This is a genomic window from Luteimonas sp. A277 (genome assembly GCF_054052045.1).
On sequence record NZ_JBSVRG010000008.1, the window covers coordinates 39165 to 61843 of the forward strand.

The 22679-nt window shown below is 67.8% G+C and carries 24 protein-coding genes; 17 read left to right on the top strand and 7 right to left on the bottom strand.

Annotated features, from left to right (window positions below; all coding sequences use genetic code 11):
• Positions 1-58 precede the first annotated feature (58 nt).
• The gene (locus ACW7G2_RS09150) at positions 59-376 is read right to left on the bottom strand and encodes a ComEA family DNA-binding protein (RefSeq protein WP_456974958.1); all 318 of its coding nucleotides are present in this window, start codon (positions 374-376) and stop codon (positions 59-61) included.
• A gap of 203 nt (positions 377-579) precedes the next feature.
• Between ACW7G2_RS09150 and ACW7G2_RS09155 the strand changes: the two genes are divergently transcribed.
• Together ACW7G2_RS09155 and ACW7G2_RS09160 are read left to right on the top strand one after the other, a co-directional pair.
• Positions 580-2022: a M20 family metallopeptidase gene (locus ACW7G2_RS09155; protein WP_456974960.1), complete on the top strand. Its 1443-nt coding sequence runs from the start codon at positions 580-582 to the stop codon at positions 2020-2022.
• A gap of 69 nt (positions 2023-2091) precedes the next feature.
• Positions 2092-2355 carry a GlsB/YeaQ/YmgE family stress response membrane protein gene (locus ACW7G2_RS09160; RefSeq protein ID WP_456974962.1) on the top strand — a complete coding sequence of 88 codons (264 nt, stop codon included), beginning with the start codon at positions 2092-2094 and terminating at the stop codon, positions 2353-2355.
• A 216-nt stretch (positions 2356-2571) separates the two neighbouring features.
• Here the strand turns inward: ACW7G2_RS09160 and ACW7G2_RS09165 are convergent, their stop codons facing one another.
• The gene (locus ACW7G2_RS09165; RefSeq protein ID WP_456974963.1) at positions 2572-3999 is read right to left on the bottom strand and encodes a mannose-1-phosphate guanylyltransferase/mannose-6-phosphate isomerase; all 1428 of its coding nucleotides are present in this window, start codon (positions 3997-3999) and stop codon (positions 2572-2574) included.
• A 126-nt stretch (positions 4000-4125) separates the two neighbouring features.
• Here ACW7G2_RS09165 and murU point away from each other — a divergent pair, with 126 nt between their 5' ends.
• The 6 genes from murU (at position 4126) to ACW7G2_RS09195 (ending at position 11885) form a co-directional block, all read left to right on the top strand.
• Positions 4126-4833, top strand: a complete 708-nt coding sequence (murU, locus tag ACW7G2_RS09170; protein ID WP_456974965.1) for an N-acetylmuramate alpha-1-phosphate uridylyltransferase MurU — start codon at positions 4126-4128, stop codon at positions 4831-4833.
• A gap of 174 nt (positions 4834-5007) precedes the next feature.
• Positions 5008-6492 carry a putative nucleotidyltransferase substrate binding domain-containing protein gene (locus tag ACW7G2_RS09175; protein WP_456974967.1) on the top strand — a complete coding sequence of 495 codons (1485 nt, stop codon included), beginning with the start codon at positions 5008-5010 and terminating at the stop codon, positions 6490-6492.
• Positions 6489-6686: a hypothetical protein gene (locus ACW7G2_RS09180; RefSeq protein WP_456974969.1), complete on the top strand. Its 198-nt coding sequence runs from the start codon at positions 6489-6491 to the stop codon at positions 6684-6686. Before ACW7G2_RS09175 ends, ACW7G2_RS09180 begins: the two co-directional genes overlap by 4 nt.
• Entirely contained in the window at positions 6683-9403 is a 2721-nt protein-coding gene (locus tag ACW7G2_RS09185; RefSeq protein ID WP_456974971.1) for an ATP-binding protein, read from the top strand. The genes ACW7G2_RS09180 and ACW7G2_RS09185 overlap by 4 nt, the downstream gene beginning before the upstream one ends.
• Positions 9400-9762 (top strand): response regulator transcription factor, encoded by a 363-nt coding sequence (locus ACW7G2_RS09190; RefSeq protein WP_456974973.1) that lies wholly within the window; start codon positions 9400-9402, stop codon positions 9760-9762. Before ACW7G2_RS09185 ends, ACW7G2_RS09190 begins: the two co-directional genes overlap by 4 nt.
• 26 nt (positions 9763-9788) lie before the next feature.
• Positions 9789-11885, top strand: a complete 2097-nt coding sequence (locus ACW7G2_RS09195; RefSeq protein WP_456974975.1) for an exonuclease domain-containing protein — start codon at positions 9789-9791, stop codon at positions 11883-11885.
• A gap of 14 nt (positions 11886-11899) precedes the next feature.
• On the opposite strand, the gene hda is transcribed toward ACW7G2_RS09195, so the two are convergent.
• From hda to ACW7G2_RS09210, 3 genes are read right to left on the bottom strand one after another with little or no spacing between them, the layout of a single operon-like run.
• Entirely contained in the window at positions 11900-12628 is a 729-nt protein-coding gene (hda, locus tag ACW7G2_RS09200; RefSeq protein WP_456974977.1) for a DnaA regulatory inactivator Hda, read from the bottom strand.
• Positions 12625-13788, bottom strand: coding sequence for an AI-2E family transporter (locus ACW7G2_RS09205; protein ID WP_456974979.1), 1164 nt, complete (start codon positions 13786-13788; stop codon positions 12625-12627). Before ACW7G2_RS09205 ends, hda begins: the two co-directional genes overlap by 4 nt.
• Before the next feature lie 3 nt (positions 13789-13791).
• On the bottom strand, positions 13792-14850 hold the full coding sequence (locus ACW7G2_RS09210) for a DUF2066 domain-containing protein (protein WP_456975225.1): 1059 nt from the start codon (positions 14848-14850) through the stop codon (positions 13792-13794).
• A gap of 192 nt (positions 14851-15042) precedes the next feature.
• On the opposite strand from ACW7G2_RS09210, the gene purM reads away from it, so the two are divergent.
• From purM to ACW7G2_RS09255, 9 genes are all read left to right on the top strand, one after another.
• Positions 15043-16080, top strand: a complete 1038-nt coding sequence (gene purM / locus ACW7G2_RS09215) for a phosphoribosylformylglycinamidine cyclo-ligase (protein ID WP_456974981.1) — start codon at positions 15043-15045, stop codon at positions 16078-16080.
• Between the two features lie 10 nt (positions 16081-16090).
• Positions 16091-16771 carry a phosphoribosylglycinamide formyltransferase gene (gene purN / locus ACW7G2_RS09220; RefSeq protein WP_456974983.1) on the top strand — a complete coding sequence of 227 codons (681 nt, stop codon included), beginning with the start codon at positions 16091-16093 and terminating at the stop codon, positions 16769-16771.
• A gap of 8 nt (positions 16772-16779) precedes the next feature.
• Complete coding sequence (locus ACW7G2_RS09225) at positions 16780-17511, top strand: DUF3108 domain-containing protein (RefSeq protein WP_456974985.1); 732 nt, start codon at positions 16780-16782, stop codon at positions 17509-17511.
• Positions 17508-18239, top strand: a complete 732-nt coding sequence (locus ACW7G2_RS09230; RefSeq protein WP_456974987.1) for a DUF3108 domain-containing protein — start codon at positions 17508-17510, stop codon at positions 18237-18239. The genes ACW7G2_RS09225 and ACW7G2_RS09230 overlap by 4 nt, the downstream gene beginning before the upstream one ends.
• A 143-nt stretch (positions 18240-18382) precedes the next feature.
• Positions 18383-18931: a peroxiredoxin gene (locus tag ACW7G2_RS09235; RefSeq protein ID WP_456974989.1), complete on the top strand. Its 549-nt coding sequence runs from the start codon at positions 18383-18385 to the stop codon at positions 18929-18931.
• Between the two features lie 94 nt (positions 18932-19025).
• Positions 19026-19703 (top strand): azurin, encoded by a 678-nt coding sequence (gene azu, locus ACW7G2_RS09240; protein ID WP_456974991.1) that lies wholly within the window; start codon positions 19026-19028, stop codon positions 19701-19703.
• Positions 19704-19776: 73 nt separating this feature from the next.
• On the top strand, positions 19777-20109 hold the full coding sequence (locus ACW7G2_RS09245; protein WP_456974993.1) for a YnfA family protein: 333 nt from the start codon (positions 19777-19779) through the stop codon (positions 20107-20109).
• Between the two features lie 24 nt (positions 20110-20133).
• Positions 20134-20589: a ribonuclease domain-containing protein gene (locus ACW7G2_RS09250; protein WP_456974995.1), complete on the top strand. Its 456-nt coding sequence runs from the start codon at positions 20134-20136 to the stop codon at positions 20587-20589.
• Positions 20576-20995, top strand: coding sequence for a barstar family protein (locus ACW7G2_RS09255; RefSeq protein WP_456974997.1), 420 nt, complete (start codon positions 20576-20578; stop codon positions 20993-20995). The genes ACW7G2_RS09250 and ACW7G2_RS09255 overlap by 14 nt, the downstream gene beginning before the upstream one ends.
• A gap of 23 nt (positions 20996-21018) precedes the next feature.
• Here the strand turns inward: ACW7G2_RS09255 and murA are convergent, their stop codons facing one another.
• Both murA and ACW7G2_RS09265 read right to left on the bottom strand, forming a co-directional pair.
• Positions 21019-22275 (bottom strand): UDP-N-acetylglucosamine 1-carboxyvinyltransferase, encoded by a 1257-nt coding sequence (gene murA / locus ACW7G2_RS09260; RefSeq protein WP_456974999.1) that lies wholly within the window; start codon positions 22273-22275, stop codon positions 21019-21021.
• A 46-nt stretch (positions 22276-22321) separates the two neighbouring features.
• Complete coding sequence (locus tag ACW7G2_RS09265; protein ID WP_456975001.1) at positions 22322-22558, bottom strand: BolA family protein; 237 nt, start codon at positions 22556-22558, stop codon at positions 22322-22324.
• Between the last annotated feature and the right edge of the window lie 121 nt (positions 22559-22679).

A 22679-nucleotide genomic window follows, 5' to 3' on the forward strand; every position in this document is an offset into this window, starting at 1 on the left:
TCCTCGGGGGCTCCCTGCCCCCGTCTTCCGGGAGCACGCGGCTCCCGGAAAGATCCAATCAGCGCTGCTGGGACACGCCTGCGGTGGCGGGCGCACGCCGGGTCGGGGTGCCGGTCTCGATCCGTTCGCGATTGCGCTCCACCGTAGCCAGCCCGATGCCCTTCACCTGGGCCAGCTCGTCGGCGCTCTTGAACGGCCCGTTGGCGGCGCGATGGGCAACGATCTCCTCGGCTTTGGCCGGGCCGACGTTGCTCAGCACGCGCGAAAGCGTGTCTGCATCGGCGGTATTGATATTGACCTTCTCGCTCGCCGACGCGCCGCCGAGCATCAACAGCGACAGCAGCAAGCTGGCAAAAATGATCCTGAATCCGTTCATGATCCTGCTCCTTGATGGTGTGGTGAATTCCTGTCCCCGAACCGGGATCGTCCCGGCCGGCATGCACAGTTTCCCTGTCGGCCACCAGGCCGCCCATCGTCGAACTCCCCGCGCCGCGCCGGGAGACCCCGCGCGACCGGGTAGGAAAAGCCTGAACGGCGGGCGCGCTAAAATAGGCGCCTTCCCCGCACAGCGAGCCCCTCATGGATACCAGCAAGATCAGCCAGTACGTCTCCAACAAATGGGACGACGAACTCATCGACCAGCTTTCCGACTACATCCGCATTCCCGCCAAGTCGCCCATGTTTGATCCCGACTGGGAGAAGAACGGCCACATGGACGAGGCGGTGAAGCTGATGGCCGGCTGGGCAAAGTCGCAGCCGATCCCCGGCATCCAGGTTGACGTGATCCGGCTGGAAGGCCGCACGCCGGTGATCTTCATCGAGATCCCGGCCGGCAACGGCGGCAGCAACGACGACTGCGTGCTGATGTACGGCCACCTGGACAAGCAGCCCGAAGTCACCGGCTGGGACGAGGACAAGGGCCCGTGGAAACCGGTGCTGCAGGACGGCAAGCTGTACGGCCGCGGCAGCGCCGATGACGGCTACGCGCTCTACAGCTCGCTGGCGGCCATCACGGCCCTGCAGGAGCAGCAGCTGCCGTACTCGCGCATCGTCCTGCTGATCGAGTCCTGCGAGGAGTCGGGCAGCTACGATCTGCCGGCTTATGTGGAACACCTGTCCGACCGCATCGGCATTCCCTCACTGGTGGTGTGCCTGGATTCGGGCTGCGGCAACTACGAGCAGCTGTGGTGCACCACCTCGCTGCGCGGCATGACCGGCGGCGACCTGACCGTGGAAGTGCTCACCGAGGGCGTTCACTCCGGCGATGCCTCGGGAATCATTCCCTCCAGCTTCCGCCTGCTTCGCCAGCTGCTGACCCGGGTCGAGGACGAGGACAGCGGCCGGATCCTGATCGACGCCCTGCACGCTGCCATCCCGCAGGACCGCCTCGACCAGGCCCGCGAGGCCGCCAAGGTGGTCGGCACGGCCGTGTACGACAAGTTCCCCCTGGTGCCGGGCCTGCAGCCGGTTACCGACGATCCGGCCGAGCTGATCCTCAACCGCACCTGGCGCCCGGCGCTGTCGATCACCGGCGTGGACGGCATGCCGAGCCTGGACGACGCGGGCAACGTGCTGCGTCCGAAGACCGCGGTGAAGCTGTCGCTGCGCCTGCCGCCGTCCATCGACGGCAAGCGCGCCGGTGAACTGCTCACCGAGGCCCTGGTGCGCGACACGCCCAACGGCGCCAAGGTCACCCTGGAGCTGGAAAAGGCCGCCACCGGCTGGAACGCCCCGGCGCTGGCACCGTGGCTGGGCAAGGCCCTGGAGGACGGCAGCCGCGAATTCTTCGGCAAGCCGGCGATCTTCATGGGCGAAGGCGGCTCGATCCCGTTCATGGGCCTGCTGGGCGAGAAGTTCCCCGGCGCGCAGTTCCTGATCACCGGCGTGCTGGGCCCGCACTCCAACGCCCACGGGCCGAACGAGTTCCTGCACATCGACATGGTCAAGAAGGTCACCGCCTGCGTGGCCAAGGTGCTGGCCGAACACCACCACGCCAGCGCGCGCGGCGAAACCACGCGCTGACCGCAGCGTTGACAACCCAGGCGACCGGCACCGGCCGGTCGCCGCATCAATCAATCCAGAGGAATAGAAATGCCTCCACCGTTTGGCAGCACCAGCTGGCTCTACATCATCCTGTTGGGCCTGATCGTTGGCATCCTGGCCCGGATGATTACCCCCGGCAGGCGCCGGCTGGGCATCATCCTGACCTCGCTGCTGGGCATCGGCGGCGCGTTGCTGGCCACCTGGCTGGGCCGGGAAATGAGCTGGTATTCGGCCGGCGAAGCCGCCGGATTCTTCGGCGCCCTGCTTGGCTCGGTGATCATCCTCGGCGTCGTGCAGCTGTTTCGGCGCTAGCGCGGATCGCCCGGGCGAGGGATCAGGAGCTTCCTGGGCTACGTGTCACGCGGCTTCGCGCGCATGGCGCGCTCCTACGAGGCCGAGGCGCATCCGGTAGGAGCGCGCCATGTGTCACGCTTTTTCCACCGCGTGCCACCCCCCTCGGGGGCGGGGTTGCCTCGGGGAGGACCGCCCCGTGCCCCCGAAACCGCGTGACCTCGAACCACCAACGCCCTACGAGCGCCCGTACACGTCCTCGTAGCGGACGATGTCGTCCTCGCCCAGGTAATCGCCCGACTGCACTTCGATGAGTTCCAGCATCTCGCTGCCGGGATTCTCAAGCCGGTGCTTCGCCCCCAGCGGGATGTAGGTGGACTGGTTGGCGTGCAGTTCGAACACGTCGTTGTCGCGGGTCACCCGCGCGGTGCCGCGCACCACGATCCAGTGTTCGGCGCGGTGCTTGTGGGACTGCAGCGACAGCCGGCCTCCCGGCTTGACCTTGATCCGCTTGACCTGGAATCCGTCGTCCTGGTCGATCGAGTCGTAGCTGCCCCAGGGGCGGTGTACCTCGCGGTGCAGCACGGCGTGGCTGCGCTCGCCGGCCTTGAGCCTGGCCACCACGTCCTTGACCTGCTGCACCCGGTCCTTGTGCGCCACCAGCACGGCATCGTCGGTTTCCACCACCACCAGGTCGTCCACGCCAACCATGGCCACCAGGCGACGCGACCAGGCATAGCTGTTGCGGCTGTCGACGGCGATCACGTCGCCGTGGTGGGCGTTGCCGTCTGCGTCCTGCTTGCTCACTTCCCACAGCGCCGACCAGGAACCGACATCGTTCCAGCCGATGTCGACTGGCAGCACCTTGGCATCCCCGGTCTTTTCCATCACCGCGTAGTCGATCGAATCCGCGGGCGATGCAGCGAAAGCATCCTTGTCCAGACGGACGAAGTCGCCGTCGCGGGCGGCGCCTTCGAAGGCCTTGCGTACCGCTGTCACCATCGCGGGCTGGAACTTTTGCAGCTCCTCCAGGTAACGCGATGCGCGGAACAGGAACATGCCGCTGTTCCAGTAGTAGCCACCCTCTTCCAGGTAGGCACGGGCGGTCCCGGCATCGGGCTTTTCCACGAAGCGCAGCACATCGCGCACGCCGCCCGCCGCTGCCTGACCAGCCGCCTGGCCCGCACCGGCCTGTATGTAGCCGAAGCCGGTTTCCGGAGCCTCGGGAACAATGCCGAAGGTCACCAGCGCGCCGGCATCGGCTGCCGGCATGGCTGCACGCACGGCAGCCTGGAAGGCCGCGGGGTCACGAACCACGTGGTCGGAAGGCAGCACCAGCAGCAGCGGATCTTCACCACCGGCAACGGCCTGAAGGGCCGCCGCGGCGATCGCGGGCGCGGTATTGCGCCCGACCGGTTCCAGCAGGATGGCCGCGCCTTCCACACCCACCAGCCGCAGCTGCTCGGCGGCGAGGAAGCGATGCTCCTCGTTGGCGACCACGATCGGCGCGCCTTCGGCCAGCGGCGCCACGCGCAACCAGGTCTCCTGGAGCATCGTGGCCTCGCCCGCCAGGGCAAGGAACTGCTTGGGGTAGGCTTCGCGTGACAGCGGCCACAGCCGGGTTCCGGAGCCTCCGGAGAGCAACACCACCTGCAGATTCGACATCGCCAACTCGCCTGGAACGGACCCTTGAGTTTACCCTGTGCCCCGTCTTCCGCCGTTCCGCCAGGTCGCCATGCCGTTCCAGCCCAGCCACCTGTTTGCCTACCGTTGCGCCGGGGCGATCCGCCGATGAAGGCGCTCATCTTCGCCGCCGGTCTGGGCGAGCGCATGCGGCCGCTGACCGACACCACCCCCAAGCCCCTGCTGCAGGCGGCCGGCAAGCCGCTGATCGTGTGGCATCTGGAGCGGCTGGCCGCGGCGGGCGTGGACGAGGTGGTGATCAACACTTCCTGGCTGGCATCGCAGTTTCCCGCTGCGCTCGGTGACGGCAGCCGTTGGGGCCTGTCGATCCACTACTCGTATGAGGGCGAGGTGCCGCTGGAGACTGGCGGCGGCATGTGGCAGGCGCTGGCCCGGCTGGGCAACGACCCGTTCATCGCCGTCAATGGCGATATCTGGACCGATTACGATTTCAGCCTGCTGCCGCACCAGCCGCGCGGCGATGCGCACCTGGTGCTGGTCAACAACCCGGACCACAACAGCGCCGGGGATTTCGCCGCGTGCCCCAACGGCATCCTGCGCAATGACGGCGGCGAGCGGCTCACCTTCTCCGGCATCGGGGTCTACCGCGCTTCGCTGTTTGACGACTGGCGGCGGATCATCGGTGACGCACCAGGTGCGGAAAAGGCCCCGCCGCGGTTCAAGCTGGCGCCGCTGCTGCGCGCAGCCATTGCCGAAGGCCAGGTCACCGGCGAGCACCATGCGGGAGCGTGGACGGATGTGGGCACGCCCCGGCGCTTGGCAGAATTGGAAGCGTCGCTGGTAGCGGAGCCGTAGGAACGGGCTGCGCGCCCCACGCCGCCAATCCCGGCATCGCCCCTGTCAGCCGCGCAGGGCCGAGCTGCGATTGATCGGCGACCAGGGCCTGCCCTGCAGGCGCACGCGGCGGGCACGCTACACTCCGGCCAGGTGGCACCGAACTCTTAGTCACGGGATACCGGGGGCAGCCAGGTGTCGGAAGGCCGGGGACAGGACAACACGCAGCAACCGTCCGCAGACGCGCGGACCGACACCGTGCGCGGGGAGCAGCGCGAACTGGTGTCGCTGATGACGGCGCGCGTCGGTGAGGCTTACCTGCGCCAGCCATTCTTCGTCGATGGCGATACCGACGTGGTCAGCCTGTGCCGGATGCTGGACGAGCGCGGCGTCGGCGAAGCGCTGGTGCGCGATGGCGACCGGCTCGGCATCTTCACCACCACCAACCTGCGCGATGCCCTGCTCCGTCCCGAGCCGCCAGCCCAACTGGCGGTGCGCGATCTGGCCACGTTCGCTCCGGTGTCGGTATCGGTGAATGACGAACTCCACGAAGCCCTGATCCTGATGCTGCGCCATCGCATCCACCGGGTGATCGTGCGCGATGGCGACGCGGTAGTGGGCGTGCTGAGCCAGCTTGACCTGATGGGATTCGTGGCCGGCCATTCGCACCTGATCACCCTGCAGGCGGCCTCGGCGCAGGATGTTCCGGCCCTGGCCGCAGCCGCAACCCAGGTCGACGGGCTGATCCGCCTGCTGCACCAGGACGGGGTGCGCCCCAGTGTAATCGCCGGGCTGGTGGGCGAGCTCAACCGCCAGGTGTTCCGGCGCCTGTGGACGCTGCTGGCACCGGCAGAACTGCGCAGCAACTCCTGCCTGGTGGTGATGGGCAGCGAGGGTCGCGGTGAGCAGATCGTCAAGACCGACCAGGACAATGCGCTGATCCTGCGCGACGGCTTCGAGCACCCGCGGCTGGGCGAGGTGACCGCCGCCTTCAGCGCCGCGCTGGGCGAACTCGGCTACCCGCCCTGCCCTGGCGGGATCATGCTCAGCCGCCCGCTGTGGTGCCAGCCGTTGGCAGGCTTCAAAAAAAGCCTGCGTGACTGGGTTCACGGCAGCGATCCGGTGGGGCCGATGAACCTGGCCATCTTCCTGGATGCGGCCGCTGTGGACGGGGATGAAAGCCTGCTGCAGGCGGCGCGCGACCATGTCGACCATCTGGTGCAGGACAGCGGCCTGTGGTTTGCACGCTTCACCCGCGCGGTCGAACAGTTCGACGACGGCGACAGCTGGTGGACCCGCCTGCCAGGCCTCAAGGGCACCCGGCCCACGCGGATCGATATCAAGAAGGTGGGGCTGTTCCCGATCGTGCACGGGGTGCGGGCGCTGGCCCTGCAGCACCGGATCCGGGCGCCGGGCACCGTGGACCGCATCAGGGCGCTGGAGGCGGAGGGCCGGATCGAAGCCCCCATGGCCCGCGACCTGGCCGAGGCGCTGCAGTTCCTGATCGGCCTGAAACTGACCACCAACCTGCGCCAGCTGGCCGAAGGGCGTGAACCAGGCAACGAGGTGCGACTGGACGCCCTGGGCCGGCTGGAGCGGCAGACGCTGAGGGACTCGATCGCCATCGTGCGCGGCTTCAGACAGTGGCTGGGCCGGCGCTTCCGATTCGACACGCTGTGAGGAGTCCGCCGCCCAAGCCCGCGGTACTGGTGGCGCTGTGCGCGCTGGGCCTGGCGCTGTGGAACTTCCCGCTGCTGATCGTGTGGAGCAGGGACGCCACGGTGTTCGGGCTTCCGCTGCTGCCGGTGGCGCTGTTCACCAGCTGGGCCGGGCTGATCGCCGCGCTGGCCTGGGTGTCGGAGAAGAACGAATGATCCCCGCGTGGCTGGTGCTGGCGGTGTCGGCCGGCTACCTGGCCCTGCTGTTCGCGATCGCGGCGTTCGCCGACAGGCGCGCGGCGCAGGGACGCTCGGTGATCGGACGGCCGTGGATCTACGCGCTGTCGCTGGGGGTGTACTGCTCGGCGTGGACCTATTTCGGCAGCGTGGGTCGGGCGGCGTCGGGCGGCATCTGGTTCCTGCCGATCTACCTCGGTCCCACGCTGGTGATGCTGGTGGGCTGGATCGTGGTGCGCAAGATGATCCGCATTGCCCGCGAGTACCGCATCACCTCGATCGCCGACTTTATCGCCAGCCGCTACGGCAAGAGCCCGGCACTGGCGGCGCTGGTGACGCTGATCACCGTGGTGGGCATCGTTCCCTACATCGCGCTGCAGCTGAAGGCGGTGTCATCGGGCTACCGGCTGCTGACCGACACACCGGGCACCGCGGCCGCTGGCCTGGCCTGGTGGCAGGACGGCACCCTGATGATCGCCCTGGCGCTGGCGGCCTTCACCGTCATCTTCGGCACCCGGCACCTGGACAGCGCCGAGCGCCACGAGGGCATGGTGGCGGCGATTGCCACCGAATCGCTGGTCAAGCTGGTGGCCTTTCTCGCAGTGGGCATCTTCGTCACCTGGGGCCTGTTCGATGGACCTGCCGACATCTGGGCCCGGGCTGCGATGGACCTGCCCGAGTTGCATGGCCTGCTGCTGTCCGGCGGCCGCGCGGTCGACGCTTTCGGCTATGCGGAGTGGTTCACCCTGACCTTCGTCTCGGCTCTGTCGGTGATCCTGCTGCCGCGGCAGTTCCAGGTGATGGTGGTCGAATGCGTGGATGAGCGGCACTTCAAGCGCGCGGCGTGGATGTTCCCGGCCTACCTGCTGCTGATCAACCTGTTCGTGCTGCCGCTGGCGATCGGCGGCCTGCTGATCTTCGGCACCGGCACGACCGATCCGGAAACCTTCGTGCTCTCGCTGCCGCTGAGCGAGGGCATGATCACCCTGGCCCTGTTTGCCTACATCGGTGGCCTGTCGGCGGCCACCGGCATGCTGATCGTGGAGACGATCGCGATCTCGACTATGGTCTGCAACGACCTGGTGATGCCAGCGCTGCTGCGCCTGCCCGGGTTCCGCTCGCGCAGCGGCGGCGACCTGACCCGGCTGCTGCTCAACATCCGCCGCGCGGCGATCCTGGGCGTGCTGCTGTTGGGATACCTGTACTTCCACGTGGCCGGCGACGCCTATGCGCTGGTGTCGATCGGGCTGATCAGCTTTGCCGCGGTGGCGCAGTTCGCGCCCGCCCTGTTTGGCGGCATGTACTGGCGCGGCGGCACCCGCACCGGGGCGATCGGCGGGCTGCTCGGCGGCTTCGCGGTCTGGGCCTGGACGCTGATGCTGCCCTCGCTGGCCAAGTCGGGGTGGATCGGCGACGGCATCCTCGAGGCCGGGCCTTTCGGCATCCAGGCCCTGGCGCCGGAAAGCCTGTTCGGGCTGACCGGCTTCGACCCCCTTACCCACGCCCTGTTCTGGAGCCTGCTGGTCAATATCAGCCTGTACGTGGGGCTGTCACTGCGGCGCGAGCCGACCGGGCGCGAGGCCAGCCAGGCGCTGCTGTTCGTGGATGTGTTCGAGCGCGGCGGCTCGGACGCACCGGTGTTCTGGCGCGGCCGGGCCAGGCTGGATGACCTGCGCCAGCTGGCCAACCGGCTGCTGGGTGAGGCGCGCGCGGGCGCGGTGTTCGATGAGCTGGCCCACGAGACCGGCGTGGGCGATGCCAGCCGGCTGGTGCCCGATGCACGCCTGGTTGACCACGTGGAGCGCCAGCTTGCAGGCGCCATCGGCAGTGCATCCGCACGGGTGATGGTGGCCTCGGTGGCGCAGGAAGAACGGCTGGGACTGGATGACGTGATCGACATCCTCGACGAGGCCAGCCAGGTCCGCGCCTACGCCCGGGCGCTGGAGCAGACCTCCAGCGAACTGCGCGAGGCCAACGAGCAGCTCAAGAGCCTGGACCGGATGAAGGACGACTTCATCTCCTCGGTCAGCCACGAGCTGCGCACCCCGCTGACATCGATCCGGGCACTGGCCGAGCTGATGCACGACACGGCGGATATCGAGCCCGCCCAGCGCGAGGAATTCCTGGCCATCATCGTCGCCGAGAGCGAGCGGCTCGGCCGATTGGTCAGCCAGGTGCTGGACATGGCCAAGATCGAGGCGGGGATGGCCGAATGGCACATCGAACCGCTGGATCTGCGCGAGGTGGTGGTGGCAGCGCTGAAATCGACCGGCGAGCTGTTCCGCAGCAAGGACGTGGCCGTCGACGTGCATCTGCCCGACGCGGTGCCGCCGGTGGCAGCCGATCGGGATCGCCTGGCCCAGGTAATGCTGAACCTGCTGTCCAACGCCGCCAAGTTCGTGCCGACCACCGGTGGCCGGGTCGAAGTGCGGCTGCGGGAGGAAAGCGACGGACTGGTGGTGGAAGTCGCGGACAACGGCCCCGGCGTGCCCGAAAGGGAACGGCCCACCGTGTTCGACAAGTTCCGCCAGGGCGGCGACGAACTGGACCGCCCGCCCGGCACCGGCCTGGGCCTGACCATCAGCCGCCAGATCGTGGAGCACCTGGGCGGTAAGATCTGGCTGCATCATCAAGCCGACGGCGGCGCATGCTTTGCATTCAAGCTGCCGCTGCGGCCGGAAGGAGGGACGCAATGACCACGGTGCTGATTGCCGACGATGAACCGAACATCGTCATTTCCCTTGAGTTCATGATGAAACGCGAGGGCTACGAAGTGCTGGTCGCGCGCGATGGCGTGGCTGCGCTGGAGGCGATCCGCAACCAGCGCCCGCGGCTGGTGCTGCTGGACGCGATGATGCCGGGGATGAACGGTTTCGATGTGTGCGAGGCGGTACGTGCCGACCCCGGGCTGCGCGACACCCTGATCCTGATGCTCACTGCCAAGGGCCGCGAGACGGACAGGGCGCGCGGCATCGGCGTAGGCGCGGATGCCTACGTCACCAAGCCGTTCTCCACCCGCGAGCTGGCCCAGCAGGTGCGGGACATGTTGGCGTGAGACGGGCTGGCGCGGGACGGGCTGGCATGAAGCGGGCTGCCCTGCTTGCGCCTGGTCTGGCGCTCGCCCTGTGGCTGGCCGGCGCCATCGTCCTGTCTGCCCATCACTGGGCACTGGTGGCGGCCTGGTGGCTGGCCGGCGCCGGCCTGGGGGCATGGGCGGTGGCCTGGCAGCGAGCAGCCTGGGCAGGGCGCAGCGCGCGCATGGCGGACGCGATCCGCGCGCTGACCGGCACCGCGTCTGCCCCGGACCTGGTACCCGAAGGCCCCGACGAGCTCAGGGAACTGGCCGAAGCGGTCAATTCCCTTGCCACCGTACGGCGGGAACTGGGCGCGACCATGGCCGAACAGGTCCAAGCCGCCAGCAACCGCGTGGGCCAGCAGCGCGACCAGTTGGCCACGCTGATGGCCCAGCTCCACCACGCCGTGGTCGCGTGCAACCGGGAAGGCAGGATCCTGCTCTACAACGAGCGTGCATTGCGCCTGTCGCGGGCGCTGTCACGGACGCCGGGCCAGCTGCAAGGCGTGGAGCTGATCGGGCTCGGCCGTTCCATCCACGCCCTGATCGACGCTGCCGCGATCGAGCACGCGCTGGAGATCGTGGCCCAGCGCCATGCCCGCGGAGATGCTGCCAGCGCGGTCCGCTTTGTCGCCACGACACCCGGCGGCCACCTGTTGCAGGTCAACGCGGCGCCGGTGCATCCGGTCGACGACACCGGCGTGGAGGCCACCGATGCGGAGGCTACCGGCTACATCCTGATGCTGGACGACATCACCCGGGAGCAGGAAACCCAGGGTCGGCGCGACCGCATCCTGATCGAGCTGACCGAAGCCAGCCGCTCCTCGTTCGCCGCCATCCAGGCTGCATTGGACATGCTCGACTATCCAGACCTGCAGCCTGCCGAGCGGGAAAATTTCCAGGTGGTGCTGCGCCAGGAGGTTGCCGGCATGAGCGCCCGGCTGGACCGGCTCGGCGCCGAGGCCTCAGCCGACCAGCGCGTGCGCTGGCCGCTACAGGGCATGCGCGGGATCGACCTGGCAACGGCCGCCACACAGCGGATCCGCGCCCACACCGGGCACAGCGTCGATATCGTGGTTGAAGAAGAGACCCTGTGGCTGCGGGTCGACAGCCTGGCCCTGATCCAGGCGCTGGTGTTTTTGAGCGTCCGGCTGCTGGAGGGCACCCCGGCCGAACTTCGGCTGCGACTGGCGCCTGCCGGCAAGCGGGCCCATCTGGACCTGGCGTGGCGGGGCGCCGAGATCGACCTGGAGTCATTGCGCCGCTGGCAGACCGAGGCGACCGGGCCGGGCCCCGCGCCCACGGTGCGCGAGGTGGCCGAGCGGCACGGCGGCGAACTGTGGCTGGAGCGCACGCCCGGGCCCGGGCCGAACGGTGGAGACATGTGCTACCGGTTCCTCCTGCCGCAAACCAGCGTCGGCGACGCGCCCCAGGCCGCCGGCAGCAGACCGGCGTACTACGATTTCGACCTCTTCGCGGCGAGCGCAGACAGTCACAGCCTGGATAACCGGCTGCTGTCAGAACTGTCGTTCACCGTATTCGACACTGAAACCACCGGCCTGGATCCGGCCGGCGGGGACGAGATCATCCAGATCGGTGCGATCCGGATCGTCAATGGCAAGCTGCTGGCATCCGAGCGCTTCGACCAGCTGGTGAACCCGCGGCGGACCATTCCTGACGCCGGCTTCCAGATCCACGGCATCAGCCTGGAGATGGTGCGCGGCCAGCCCGGCATCGACCAGATCCTGCCAGCATTCCACGCCTTCGCCAGCGACACCGTGCTGGTGGGCCACAACGCGGCGTTCGACATGCGCTTCCTGGCCCTCAAGGAGGACTCCAGCGGAGTGCGTTTTGACCAGCCCGTACTCGACACCCTGCTGCTGGCCAGCCTGGCCTGGCCGAACGAACCCAACCATGGTCTGGAGACCATCTCCGCGCGGCTGGGCGTGGAGGTGGCTGGGCGCCACACCGCACTGGGTGACGCGCGGGCCACGGCTGAGGTCTTCCTCGGGCTGATTCCGCTGCTGCGCGAGCGCGGCATCACCACGCTGGGCCAGGCACGCGCGGCCTCACAGGAATCGTTCTACGCCGCCCTGCGCTACTGACCGGGTCGCCTTGGCTACTCGGCCTGCGAGGCCGCCAGGACCTCGCGCAGGAAGGGCACGGTAATGCGCCGCTGGGCCGCGAGGGATTCACGGTCGAGCCGGTCAAGCAGCCCGGTCAGGCTGCCCAGGTCCCGGTCCACCCTTCGCAGCAGCCAGTCGATCGCGGCTTCATCTATCTGCAGCCCGCGCCGGTCGGCACGGACCCGCAGCACCTGTCGACGGCCCTCGTCATCCAGCACGTCCACGCGGATACGCGCGCACTGCCCCAGCCGCGAACGCAGGTCGGGCAGCGTCAGCGGCAGCTCGTCCGGCAGCACCCGTGCGGCGTACAGCACCCCGGTCCCGGCCACGCGGGCCCGGTTGTGGAAATCAAACAGGGCGATCTCGTCACTCCGCTGGCCCGCCATCAGGTCCAGGCCGTCCAGCGCCACCAGGTCGTATTCCTGCAGTGAGGCCAGTGCCTGGTCCAGTCGCCCGACCGCGCTGGCCATGGGCACGTAGGCCACGCGCCGGCCCTGCACCTGGGCATGGGCGCAGGCTGCCATCACCAGGTGGCTCTTGCCAGTGGACGCCGGACCGGACAGGTACAGCCAGTCGCTGCCCGTGCCCGCGGCCAGCGCGCGCAGCTGCTCCACCGCGCCCTCAGGTGCGGCCACGAAAGTGTCAAAGCGCTGGTCAGGTGGATAGCGCAGCGCCAGGGGCAGTTGCCGCCCGCTGCCCGGGGAGCCGATCGGCGGGTTCACGCTCCCGGCGTCCCCTTGCCGTCGGCGCCGGTCACGATGCTGCCCCTGTCAACCATCACCCCCGAGGGGGTGCCGGCATACAGCCGGCTGCTGGTGTAGCGCTCATGCGCGTAACGCAGCAACACGTTGGCCACCGCCGCCACCGGCAGTGCAATCAGCATGCCCAGGAAACCCAGCAGCTGCCCGCCCGCCATTACCGCGAAGATCACCGCCACCGGGTGCAGGCCGATCCGGTCACCCACCAGCCGCGGCGTCAGCACGTAGCTTTCCAGCAGCTGGCCGGCGCTGAACACCGCGGTACCGAGGATCAGCAGCTGCCAGTCGATGCCCTGTGCCTGCACCAGTGCCGCCAGCAGCATCAGGATCGCCCCCACCGTCGCGCCCAGGTAGGGCACGAAGCTGATCAGTCCGGCCACCAGGCCGACCAGGATGCCCAGCCGCAACCCGATGATCTGCAGGCCAACCGCATAGAACACGCCCTGGGCCACCATCACCAGGAACTGGCCACGCAGGAATCCGCCCAGGCGCTCGTCGGATTCGCGCGCCAGGCGAGCGACGGTATCGATATGGTCGCGCGGGATCAGCGAAGCCACGCGCTCCACCAGCAGGTCCCAGTCGCGCAGGAAGTAGAAGGTCAGGACCGGCAGCAGCACCAGGTTGACGATCCAGGTAATGAATACGAACCCCGAGCGCTGCAGGTAGCCGAAGAACGACGCAGCCACCCCGCCAGCCTGCTGCCAGTGTTCGCGCGCCCAATCGAACAGCCGTTGCGGATCGGCCCAGGCTGCCAGCGAAAATCCGCTGCGCTCCTCGATCCACGGGATTGCGATGCCCACGACCCACTCCCTGATGGAAGGCAGGGACTCGACAAGGGTCTTCACCTGGCGCTCGACCATCGGCACCAGGATCAGCATCGCCAGGGTCACCATCAGCACCATCAGCAGGAATACCAGGCTGACCCCGAAAAGCCGCGAGCGACCGGTGCGCTCCACCCGGTCCACCAGCGGATCGCACAGCCAGGCCAGCAGCCCCGCCATCACGAACGGGGTCAAGATCGGACCCAGCGCAATCAGCAGCCAGAGGACGACCGCCAGCACCAGCCCCCATTGCAGGCGCTTGAGGAACAGGGCGATCGCCGCGGTGTCCTGCAAAGGTGCCATCGGTCAGCGCACCAGCCGATAGATCGGAGTACCGGTATCGAGCAGCATGTCCATCTCCGCCAGCACCCGCTCATCGGCCAGGCTGCGGAAACCCGGAAGCCCGGTCAGCAGCTCCAGTTCCACTTCCAGGCCATCGGCCGTGGCCCGCACCGGCGTGATCCGCTGGACTACCGACATGCCCTGCAGGTAACCCGCCAGGCGGATGAAGTCATCGCTGCTGTCGATACCGGTGAACGTCATCCGGTAGCTGCCGGCCGGGCCCGTCTCCGGGGCGCGCGCATAGCGCTTGACCATCGCATCGGCTGCACCGTCGGCGCCGCCCGCCATGGCCGCCTGCGGCCGTGCGTTCTCGGTGGACCACTGCGACAGCACCCGGCCGTTATCGACGAAGGTCCAGTCGGCCTTCCAACCGCCCTCGTGGCGGTACAGCTTGCCCAGCAGTTGCATCGGCGGCGCGTAGCGGGCCGACAAACGGGCTACGGCGGCGTGGTCACCGCGCCAGATCGCCCCGGTGGCTGCCTGCTCGGCGGCGCTTCCCCGCGGCAGGCCAAGCCCATAGCCGCGCTCGCCGGCACGATCGAGCACCGGTCGCACCGCATTGTTCTGGTTGAGCGTGACCAGGCGTGGACCGCGGCCATCATCGATGGCCAGCCACAGCACCGGCCGCGGCCGGGGTTCAGGCCACATCGGCAGGCCCAGCGCCGCGGCCATGCCTTCTACCGCCTCCTCACGGAAGCGCACCACCAGCGTGGTGTGGAAAGTGGGCGCGCCACTGGCCGAGGTTCCCTCGTCCTGGCGGTAATCAAAATGTTCCACGTAACCCTCGGCACGACGCAGCTCGGCGGATACGCCCGGCCGCTCGGCCACCGCCTGGTCTCCGGACAGCTTGCCCAATACCTGGGCCAGCGCGCGGCCCAGCGCGGCGCGGCGCTCATTCTCCCGCTGGCTGTTGACCCGGACCTCGGCCTCATACAGACCCTGCGCGCCGGCGCGGTCTCCTTCCATCCGCTGGGCCATGGCATCACCAGCCAGCAGCAGGCAACCGGCGACCAGCCAGGCCATCCAGCATCCGATGCGGTTAACGTGCGGCATGTAGCGTTCCCGGGACATACAGATCGCAGAATGTTGCCACAAAGCCGGTTGCCTGTTCGTCGAGGTGTCGTTGGCGTGTGGTTGCAGATCCTCATGCGCAGCAGGCCGCGAACCCTCCCCGACTGCTAAAATCGCGCATTGTCCTTTCTGGCGGCCGCACCCGTGACCACCCCCACCCCGCTCACCTACCGCGATGCGGGCGTCGATATCGATGCCGGCAACGCCCTCGTCGAACGCATCAAGCCGCTGGTCAAGCGCACCCACCGCCCCGGCGTGATGGGCGGGCTGGGCGGTTTCGGCGCTCTTTTCGACCTGTCCGGCCGCTACCGCGAGCCGGTCCTGGTCTCGGGCACTGACGGCGTGGGCACCAAGCTCAAGCTGGCCCAGCAGCTGGGGCGCCATGACACCATCGGCATCGACCTGGTGGCCATGTGCGTCAACGACATCGTGGTCCAGGGCGCGGAACCGCTGTTTTTCCTCGACTACTTCGCCACCGGCAAGCTGGACGTGGATACCGCCGCGGCCGTGGTAGGCGGGATCGCCGCTGGCTGCGAGCTGGCCGGCTGCGCCCTGATCGGCGGCGAAACCGCGGAAATGCCCGACATGTACGCCCCGGGCGAATACGACCTGGCGGGCTTCTGCGTGGGTGCGGTGGAAAAAGCCGATCTGGTGGACGGTTCGCGCGCCCGCGCCGGCGACGTGCTGATCGGCATCGGCTCCAGCGGCCCGCATTCCAACGGTTATTCGCTGATCCGGCGGATCTACGAGCGCGCCGGCAGCCCGGCCGACCTGGACCTGGCCGGCACCCGGCTGGCCGACGCGCTGATGGCGCCGACCACCATTTATGTGAAGCCGCTGCTGGATCTTTTGGCGACGCACGGTGAATCCATCCATGCCCTGGCCCACATCACCGGCGGTGGCCTGACCGAAAACATCGTGCGGGTGATCCCCGAACCGCTGGGTATCGAGGTGGACGCCAGCGCCTGGGCGCTGCCGCCGGTGTTCGAGTGGCTGCAGTGCGAAGGCGCGGTGGCCGACGCGGAAATGTGGCGCACGTTCAACTGCGGACTCGGCTTCGTACTGGCCGTGGACGCCGCCGCGGCGGGCCAGGTGGAGGCGGGTCTGGAACAGCACGGTCTGGCCAATTGGCGCATCGGCCAGGTCAGCGACGCCGCCGGCGATCGCGTCCGCATCGGCTGAGCAGTTGCCTGTGGATTCCACCAGCCCGCAAGGCGGGCCTCTGCGCATCGCTGCCCTGGCGTCCGGCCGCGGCAGCAACCTGCAAGCCCTGATCGACGCCATCGCCGCCGGCACGCTCAATGCGCGCCTGGTGGGGGTGTTCTCCGACCGCGCCGGGGCCGTGGCCCTGGATCGCGCCCGAGCGGCGGGCGTAGCCTGCGCCGCCGAGGACCCCAAGGCATTCCCTTCCCGCGCTGCCTACGACCAAGCCCTGTTCGCCCACGTTGACGCGGTACAGCCGGACCTGGTGGTCTGCGCCGGCTATATGCGCCTGATCGGCCCCGCGGCGGCAGAGGCGAGGCCGGGCCTGCTGATCAACATCCATCCCTCGCTGCTGCCCCGGTACAAGGGGCTGCACACGCACCGGCGTGCGCTGGAGGCAGGCGACAACGAACATGGGGCCAGTGTCCATTACGTGACCGCCGACCTCGACGGTGGGCCGGTCATCGCCCAGGCCCGGGTGCCGCTGCTGTCCGGCGATGATGAGGAGAGCCTGGCCGCGCGGGTACTGGGCCGCGAGCACGCCCTGCTGGTGGAAGTGGTGCGCTGGATCGCCAACGGACGCATCCGCCTGGAGGAACACAGCGTTCATGTCGACGGATTACCCTTGGACATGCCGCTTCAGCTTGGGTCCAACAACCGCTTTGCATGATGCCGTCCATGCGACATTTCACTCTGCTGCTCACCCTGCTGCTCATCCTGCCGATCTGGGCACTCCCCGACACCGTGCGGGCGGCTGAGCCTGAACCCTTCTTCGCCACCTACGAGGCCTGGTACGGCGACCGGCACGTCGGCGAAGCCAGCATGAAGTTGGAGCGGCGCGAGGAACCAAACTGGGAAATCGAGCTGGAGATCCGCGCCAACCGCGGGCTGATCGGCCTGGCCCGGCTGAACATGCTGCAGAGCACCGTCTTCGACGTGCACCACGATGGCCACTTTTTCCGGCCGCTGACCCAGCGCACGGTGCGCAAGGCCATCCTGTTCGGCCGCAACTCCACCGGCATCTACGACTGGCACACGCGCACCGCCCAGTGGAGCGGCGACGTCAGCGAACGGCGCAGCCAGCCGGTGCCGCTGCAGGACGGCGACATGAGCGCCCTGCTGATCAACCTGGCGGTGATCCGCGACGTCGAGCCCGGGGCCACTCTGCGCTACCGCTATGTGGACAACGGCCGCGCCCGCGAGCACGAGTACCAGGTGGCCGAAGAGCCCGAATCCATCCGCGTGGCCGACATCGGCTACAGCGCCCTGCGCGTTTCACGCATCGACGACGATGACGACGAAATGGTTGTGTGGGTCGCCAACGGGGTACCTACCCCGATCCGCATCCTGCAGATCGACGGTGACGGCACCATCGACCTGCGCCTGATCGAATACCGAGGGACTGAATGACCATGACCAACCAGCTACTTCATCGCAGCATCCTGCGCAGCGGCGCCCGCCTGCTCGCGACCGGCGCCCTGCTCGCAGCGGCCACGTCGGCATGGGCGCTGGAGCCTTTCAACGCGGAGTACCGCGCCAGCTACATGGGCATGCAGGCCACCGGCAACATGACCCTGGCACGCAGCGGCGAGGACCAATGGGAGTACAAGGTGGAAGTTGCCGGCATGGGCGCGCGCCTGACCCAGAGCACCACCTTCGAAGAACATGGAGACCATTGGCGTCCGCTCAAAAGCGTGGATTCGCAGGCTGGTGAATCCGGCCTCGCCGCGATGCTGGTCAAGAACCGCAGCGTGGAAACCACCTACGACTGGGACGCCAAACAGGCCCGCTGGAGCGGCGACGTGGACAGCGATGAGGCTGGCCCCGTGCAGCTTCGCCCCGGCGATATGGACGGCATGCTGATCAACCTGGCGGTGGCACGTGACGTGGCCGCCGGACAGCCGCTCAACTATCGCCTGGTGGAAGATGGTCGCGTGCGCGGACAGCAGTTCCGTGTCGATGGCACCGAGACCATCAGTGTGGCCGGCAAGCAGCGCGAGGCCACCCGCGTGGTGCGCACCAGCGGTCGCCGCGAAACCATTGCCTGGGTGGTCGAGGACCTGCCGGTACCGGCCCGCATCCTGCAGCGCCGCAACGGCCGCGATCATCTGGACCTGCAGTTGCAGTCGTTCAACTGACGCCGGGGTTGACGGGGTTTGGAGATCTTCAAAAGCAGGTGCCGCTGTTCGTCCACGTCATGGGTCGGCCGGTGCCTGCACACAGGCGGTGACAGGCGTAGCATTGAACCGGGCGCGGCTGCGCCGCCGATCCGGAGTCTCCGATGAACTTTTTCAAGACCGCCTTGCTGGGCTTTTCCCTCACGCTGGCCACCGCCTGCACCCAGCCTGCCATGGCCGAAGAGAGTCTGCAGCCGGGCGACCGCGCCCCGCTGTTTGAAACACCTGCGTGGTTGGCGGGCGAAGCATTCCAGTTCGACATGGCCGCTGCGCTGGCGAAGGGACCCGTGGTGCTGTATTTCTTCCCGGCCGCCAACACGCCCGGCTGCAATCTCGAGGCGTCACTGTTCTCGCAGAACATCGACCGCTTTGCAGAGCTGGGCGCCACCGTGATTGGCGTGACCGCCGGCAATACCGACCAGCTGCAGGAGTTTTCCGCGGACAGCTCTACCTGCGCGGGCAAGTTCCCGGTTGCGGCTGATGAAGGTGCGCGCATCGCCGCCGACTACCGGGCCGTGAGCGAAGGCAGCGAATACTCATCGCGTACGTCCTACGCCATCCGCCAGGACGGCACCATTGCCGCGGTGCACTCCGACCGCAATCCCAACCGTCACGTGCAGGCCATGCTGGAGGGCCTGGACGTTGCTGAATGAACAGATACCGCCTGTGGATGTCATCACTTTTTCGTAAGGGATGATCAGCAAAAATAGGCGCATGGTTTCCCCATTCATGGACCTGGAGGTTCAAATGAAAGTCCGACTGACTCTGCTTGCCCTGTCGTGCTCGCTGGCCCTGGCCGCCTGTGGCGGCGACGGCACCCCCGCTGACGCCGATCGCACGACGCCGGCGGATACCGCGGCGATGGACACCACCCCGATGGACACCACGCCTGCCGAACCCGTGGGTGAGCCGACCGCAGCCGGTGGCCATGACGACACTGTCGAGGGCGACGCCCTGGATCGGCCCTACACCGAGCAGTCCACCGGCGGTGCCGAGAATGTCGACGAACAGGCTGCCAATTCCGGACCCCAGGTGGCTGATTGCGCCATCACCATCGAAGGCAACGACCGGATGCAGTACAACACCAGCTCGATCGACGTACCGGCCTCGTGCAGCGAGTTCACCATCAACCTCAACCACGTTGGTTCAATGCCGGTCCTGGCGATGGGCCACAACGTGGTGGTGACCAGCGCTGGCGACTTCACCGCCGTTGCCGCCGATGGCCTGGCCGCCGGGGCGGATGCCGACTACGTCAAGCCGGACGACGCGCGCGTGATTGCCGCCACGGAGATGGTTGGCGGTGGCGAGTCCACCTCGGTCACCTTCTCCACGAGCTCGCTCACTGCCGGCCCCGATTACACCTTCTTCTGCTCGTTCCCGGGCCATTCCGCACTGATGCGCGGCACCCTGACGTTCGGCAGCTGATCCCCGTCTGTAGCTGATCGAAACGCCCGGCATCGCCGGGCGTTTTTTTGCTTCCCTGCCGGACCCTGTCGCTTTGGCCCTGCTCAAAATCCTGGGACTGTTCACCCTGACCGCCCTGGCCGAGATCATCGGCTGTTACCTGCCCTGGCTGTGGCTCAAGCAGGGGCGTTCAGCGTGGTTGCTGGTGCCGGCGGCGCTGAGCCTGGCGGCATTCGTCTGGCTGCTGACCCTGCATCCACAGGCCGCGGGGCGCGTCTATGCCGCGTATGGCGGGGTGTATATCAGCGTTGCATTGGTGTGGCTGTGGGCAGTGGATGCCATCCGGCCCACCGTCACCGATTGGGTCGGCGTGGGTGTGTGTCTGCTCGGCATGTGCATCATCATGCTCGGAGCCAGGCAGGGCTGACATCTACCCCGCTATCATTGCCCCATGTCACGTCGCAGGCGCCACCGCTCCTCACCGCGCAGCTGGCTCTGGCTGCTTGCAGGGCTGCTGCTTCTGGGGACGTGGCAGGTGCTGCAGCGCGGAGAAGAGCCTGCACCGGCACTTACTGGAAGCACGGAGCAGCTGCAACGTCCCGCGCAGGCGCCCCGCGCTCCAGACTTCCTGCCGCTTGAAGCGCATGCCACCCTGGCGTTGATTGATCGCGGCGGACCCTACCCACACCGGCAGGACGGCACTGTGTTCCAGAACCGGGAAGGCCTGCTGCCCACCCAACCCCGGGGGCATTACCGCGAATTCACCGTGGAGACGCCGGGCGCCGGCCACCGCGGCGCGCGACGCATCGTCACCGGTGGCGACCCGCCCACCGAGTGGTACTACACCGCCGACCACTACCGCAGCTTCCGCGCGTTCCAGCGCCAGGGGAACCATGAACCCGACTGACCCCGGCAACTGGCTGAAACACAATGCTGCATCTGGCGTGGACTACCCGGCCAGCCACGATGAATGCACGGCGATACAGGATGCCGCTGCCACACTCGGCTACCGCGTGGTGTCTGTGGACCTGGGAACGGTCGATGGCAAGACTGCACTGCTGGAGGAGATCGCCCGTGCGCTCGATTTCCCGAACTACTTCGGCCACAACTGGGATGCGCTGGCCGACGCCCTGGGAGATCTCTCGTGGGAGCAGGCGCCGGGCCTGCTGCTGGTACTGGAAAATGCCGCCCGCCTGCAGCGCTGCGCTCCGGGAGACTTCGACATCCTGCTGGAGATCCTCAGCGAAAGTACCGGCGAACGCGCCACAGCCGATATCCCGTTTCGGGTACTGGTTGTAGGACAGGAGACCTAGCTGGTCCGCGGCCGCGAGGCCGATCAGATGCGCGAGATCTGTGCGCCCAGCCCGGACAGCTTGGCTTCGATGTTCTCGTAGCCCCGGTCCAGATGGTAGATGCGGTCGATCACTGTTTCTCCGGAGGCCACCAGGCCCGCCAGGATCAGCGAAGCGGAGGCGCGCAGGTCGGTGGCCATCACCGGAGCGCCACTGAGGGCCCGGACGCCGGTGACCGTAGCCCGGCTGCCTTCGACGTTGATGTCGGCACCCAGGCGCATCAACTCGTTGACGTGCATGAAACGGTTTTCGAAGATCCGTTCATCGATGGTGCCGATGCCCTCGGCGATGCAGTTCATGGCCATGAACTGCGCCTGCATGTCGGTGGGGAAGCCCGGATGCGGCTCAGTGACCAGATTGACCGCCTGAGGCTTACGGCCGCGCATGTCGATGGTGATGCGGTCACTCTCGATGACGGGCCGGGCGCCGGCTTCGGCCAGCTTGTCCAGCACGGCGACCATGGTGTCGGCGCGGGTGCCCGTGGCGGTCACGCAGCCAGCGGTCATTGCCGCGGCCACCAGGAAGGTGCCGGCTTCGATCCGGTCCGGCAGCACGGCGTGCCGGCCTCCAGCCAGGCGCTCCACCCCGCGCACCACGATCCGACCGGTTCCGGCGCCTTCGATGTCGGCGCCCAGCGCGATCAGACAATCGGCCAGGTCCACCACCTCCGGCTCGCGCGCGGCGTTGTCGATCACCGTAGTGCCCTTGGCCAGGCTGGCGGCCATCAGGGCGTTCTCGGTGGCGCCCACGCTGACCATGGGAAACTCGATGTGCCCGCCCTTGAGCTGCCTGGCGCGGGCGCGGATGAAGCCGTGTTCGACTTCCACCTCAGCCCCCAGCGCCTGCATGGCGTGGATGTGCAGATCAACCGGACGCGAACCGATCGCGCAGCCGCCGGGCAGGGACACTTCCGCCGCGCCGTGGCGGGCCAGCAATGGACCGAGCACCAGCACCGAGGCGCGCATGGTGCGTACCAGCTCGTACGGGGCCACGTGGCCGGTCGCCGGGCAGGGATCGATCCGGAAACGGGAGTTGGCGACGTCGTGTTCCACGTCCGCACCCAGCTCCCGCAGCAGGCGCGCCGTGGTCAGCACGTCCTGCAGATTGGGAACATTGTTGATTTCCACCGGGCCGTCGGCCAACAGGCTCGCGCAGAGGATGGGCAAGACGGCGTTCTTGGCACCGGAAATGGCTACTTCGCCGTGAAGCGCAGTGCCACCGAGGATTCGGATTTTTTTCATGGGAGAGTGCAGCCGCGGGCGGACGCTCAGGAGTCGGCGCCCAGGATCAGGAAGCAGCCTGGTCCGGAGTCAGTGTGGTCAGGGCCAGGGCGTGGATTTCACCGGTCTGGATACGGTCGCCCAGCGTGGCGTACACCATGCGATGACGGGCCAGGGGCAATTTGCCACGGAAGGATTCCGACACGACCACCGCTTCGAAATGGACGCCATCGGCGCCCTGTACTTCCACGCGGGCGTCAGGCAAGCCCTTTTCAATCAGTTCACAGATGGTTTGTGCGTCCAACGTGCGCCAGCTCCGGCTCGTGAAGCCCGCCTGAGCAGCAACCCGCGTCGGAGGCGACGGCGGGGTATTCACGGCGGGACATGCGTAAAATGAACAGCTTAGCCTAACGGAAAGCCATCAG

What these genes read in the sequence shown, in the direction of transcription:
- ACW7G2_RS09150 (WP_456974958.1), bottom strand. Translation starts at nt 376, where the DNA reads ATGAACGGATTCAGGATCATTTTTGCCAGCTTGCTGCTGTCGCTGTTG.
- ACW7G2_RS09155 (WP_456974960.1), top strand. Translation starts at nt 580, where the DNA reads ATGGATACCAGCAAGATCAGCCAGTACGTCTCCAACAAATGGGACGAC.
- ACW7G2_RS09160 (WP_456974962.1), top strand. Translation starts at nt 2,092, where the DNA reads ATGCCTCCACCGTTTGGCAGCACCAGCTGGCTCTACATCATCCTGTTG.
- ACW7G2_RS09165 (WP_456974963.1), bottom strand. Translation starts at nt 3,999, where the DNA reads ATGTCGAATCTGCAGGTGGTGTTGCTCTCCGGAGGCTCCGGAACCCGG.
- murU (WP_456974965.1), top strand. Translation starts at nt 4,126, where the DNA reads ATGAAGGCGCTCATCTTCGCCGCCGGTCTGGGCGAGCGCATGCGGCCG.
- ACW7G2_RS09185 (WP_456974971.1), top strand. Translation starts at nt 6,683, where the DNA reads ATGATCCCCGCGTGGCTGGTGCTGGCGGTGTCGGCCGGCTACCTGGCC.
- ACW7G2_RS09190 (WP_456974973.1), top strand. Translation starts at nt 9,400, where the DNA reads ATGACCACGGTGCTGATTGCCGACGATGAACCGAACATCGTCATTTCC.
- ACW7G2_RS09195 (WP_456974975.1), top strand. Translation starts at nt 9,789, where the DNA reads ATGAAGCGGGCTGCCCTGCTTGCGCCTGGTCTGGCGCTCGCCCTGTGG.
- ACW7G2_RS09205 (WP_456974979.1), bottom strand. Translation starts at nt 13,788, where the DNA reads ATGGCACCTTTGCAGGACACCGCGGCGATCGCCCTGTTCCTCAAGCGC.
- ACW7G2_RS09210 (WP_456975225.1), bottom strand. Translation starts at nt 14,850, where the DNA reads ATGGCCTGGCTGGTCGCCGGTTGCCTGCTGCTGGCTGGTGATGCCATG.
- ACW7G2_RS09225 (WP_456974985.1), top strand. Translation starts at nt 16,780, where the DNA reads ATGCGACATTTCACTCTGCTGCTCACCCTGCTGCTCATCCTGCCGATC.
- ACW7G2_RS09230 (WP_456974987.1), top strand. Translation starts at nt 17,508, where the DNA reads ATGACCATGACCAACCAGCTACTTCATCGCAGCATCCTGCGCAGCGGC.
- ACW7G2_RS09235 (WP_456974989.1), top strand. Translation starts at nt 18,383, where the DNA reads ATGAACTTTTTCAAGACCGCCTTGCTGGGCTTTTCCCTCACGCTGGCC.
- azu (WP_456974991.1), top strand. Translation starts at nt 19,026, where the DNA reads ATGAAAGTCCGACTGACTCTGCTTGCCCTGTCGTGCTCGCTGGCCCTG.
- ACW7G2_RS09250 (WP_456974995.1), top strand. Translation starts at nt 20,134, where the DNA reads ATGTCACGTCGCAGGCGCCACCGCTCCTCACCGCGCAGCTGGCTCTGG.
- ACW7G2_RS09255 (WP_456974997.1), top strand. Translation starts at nt 20,576, where the DNA reads ATGAACCCGACTGACCCCGGCAACTGGCTGAAACACAATGCTGCATCT.
- murA (WP_456974999.1), bottom strand. Translation starts at nt 22,275, where the DNA reads ATGAAAAAAATCCGAATCCTCGGTGGCACTGCGCTTCACGGCGAAGTA.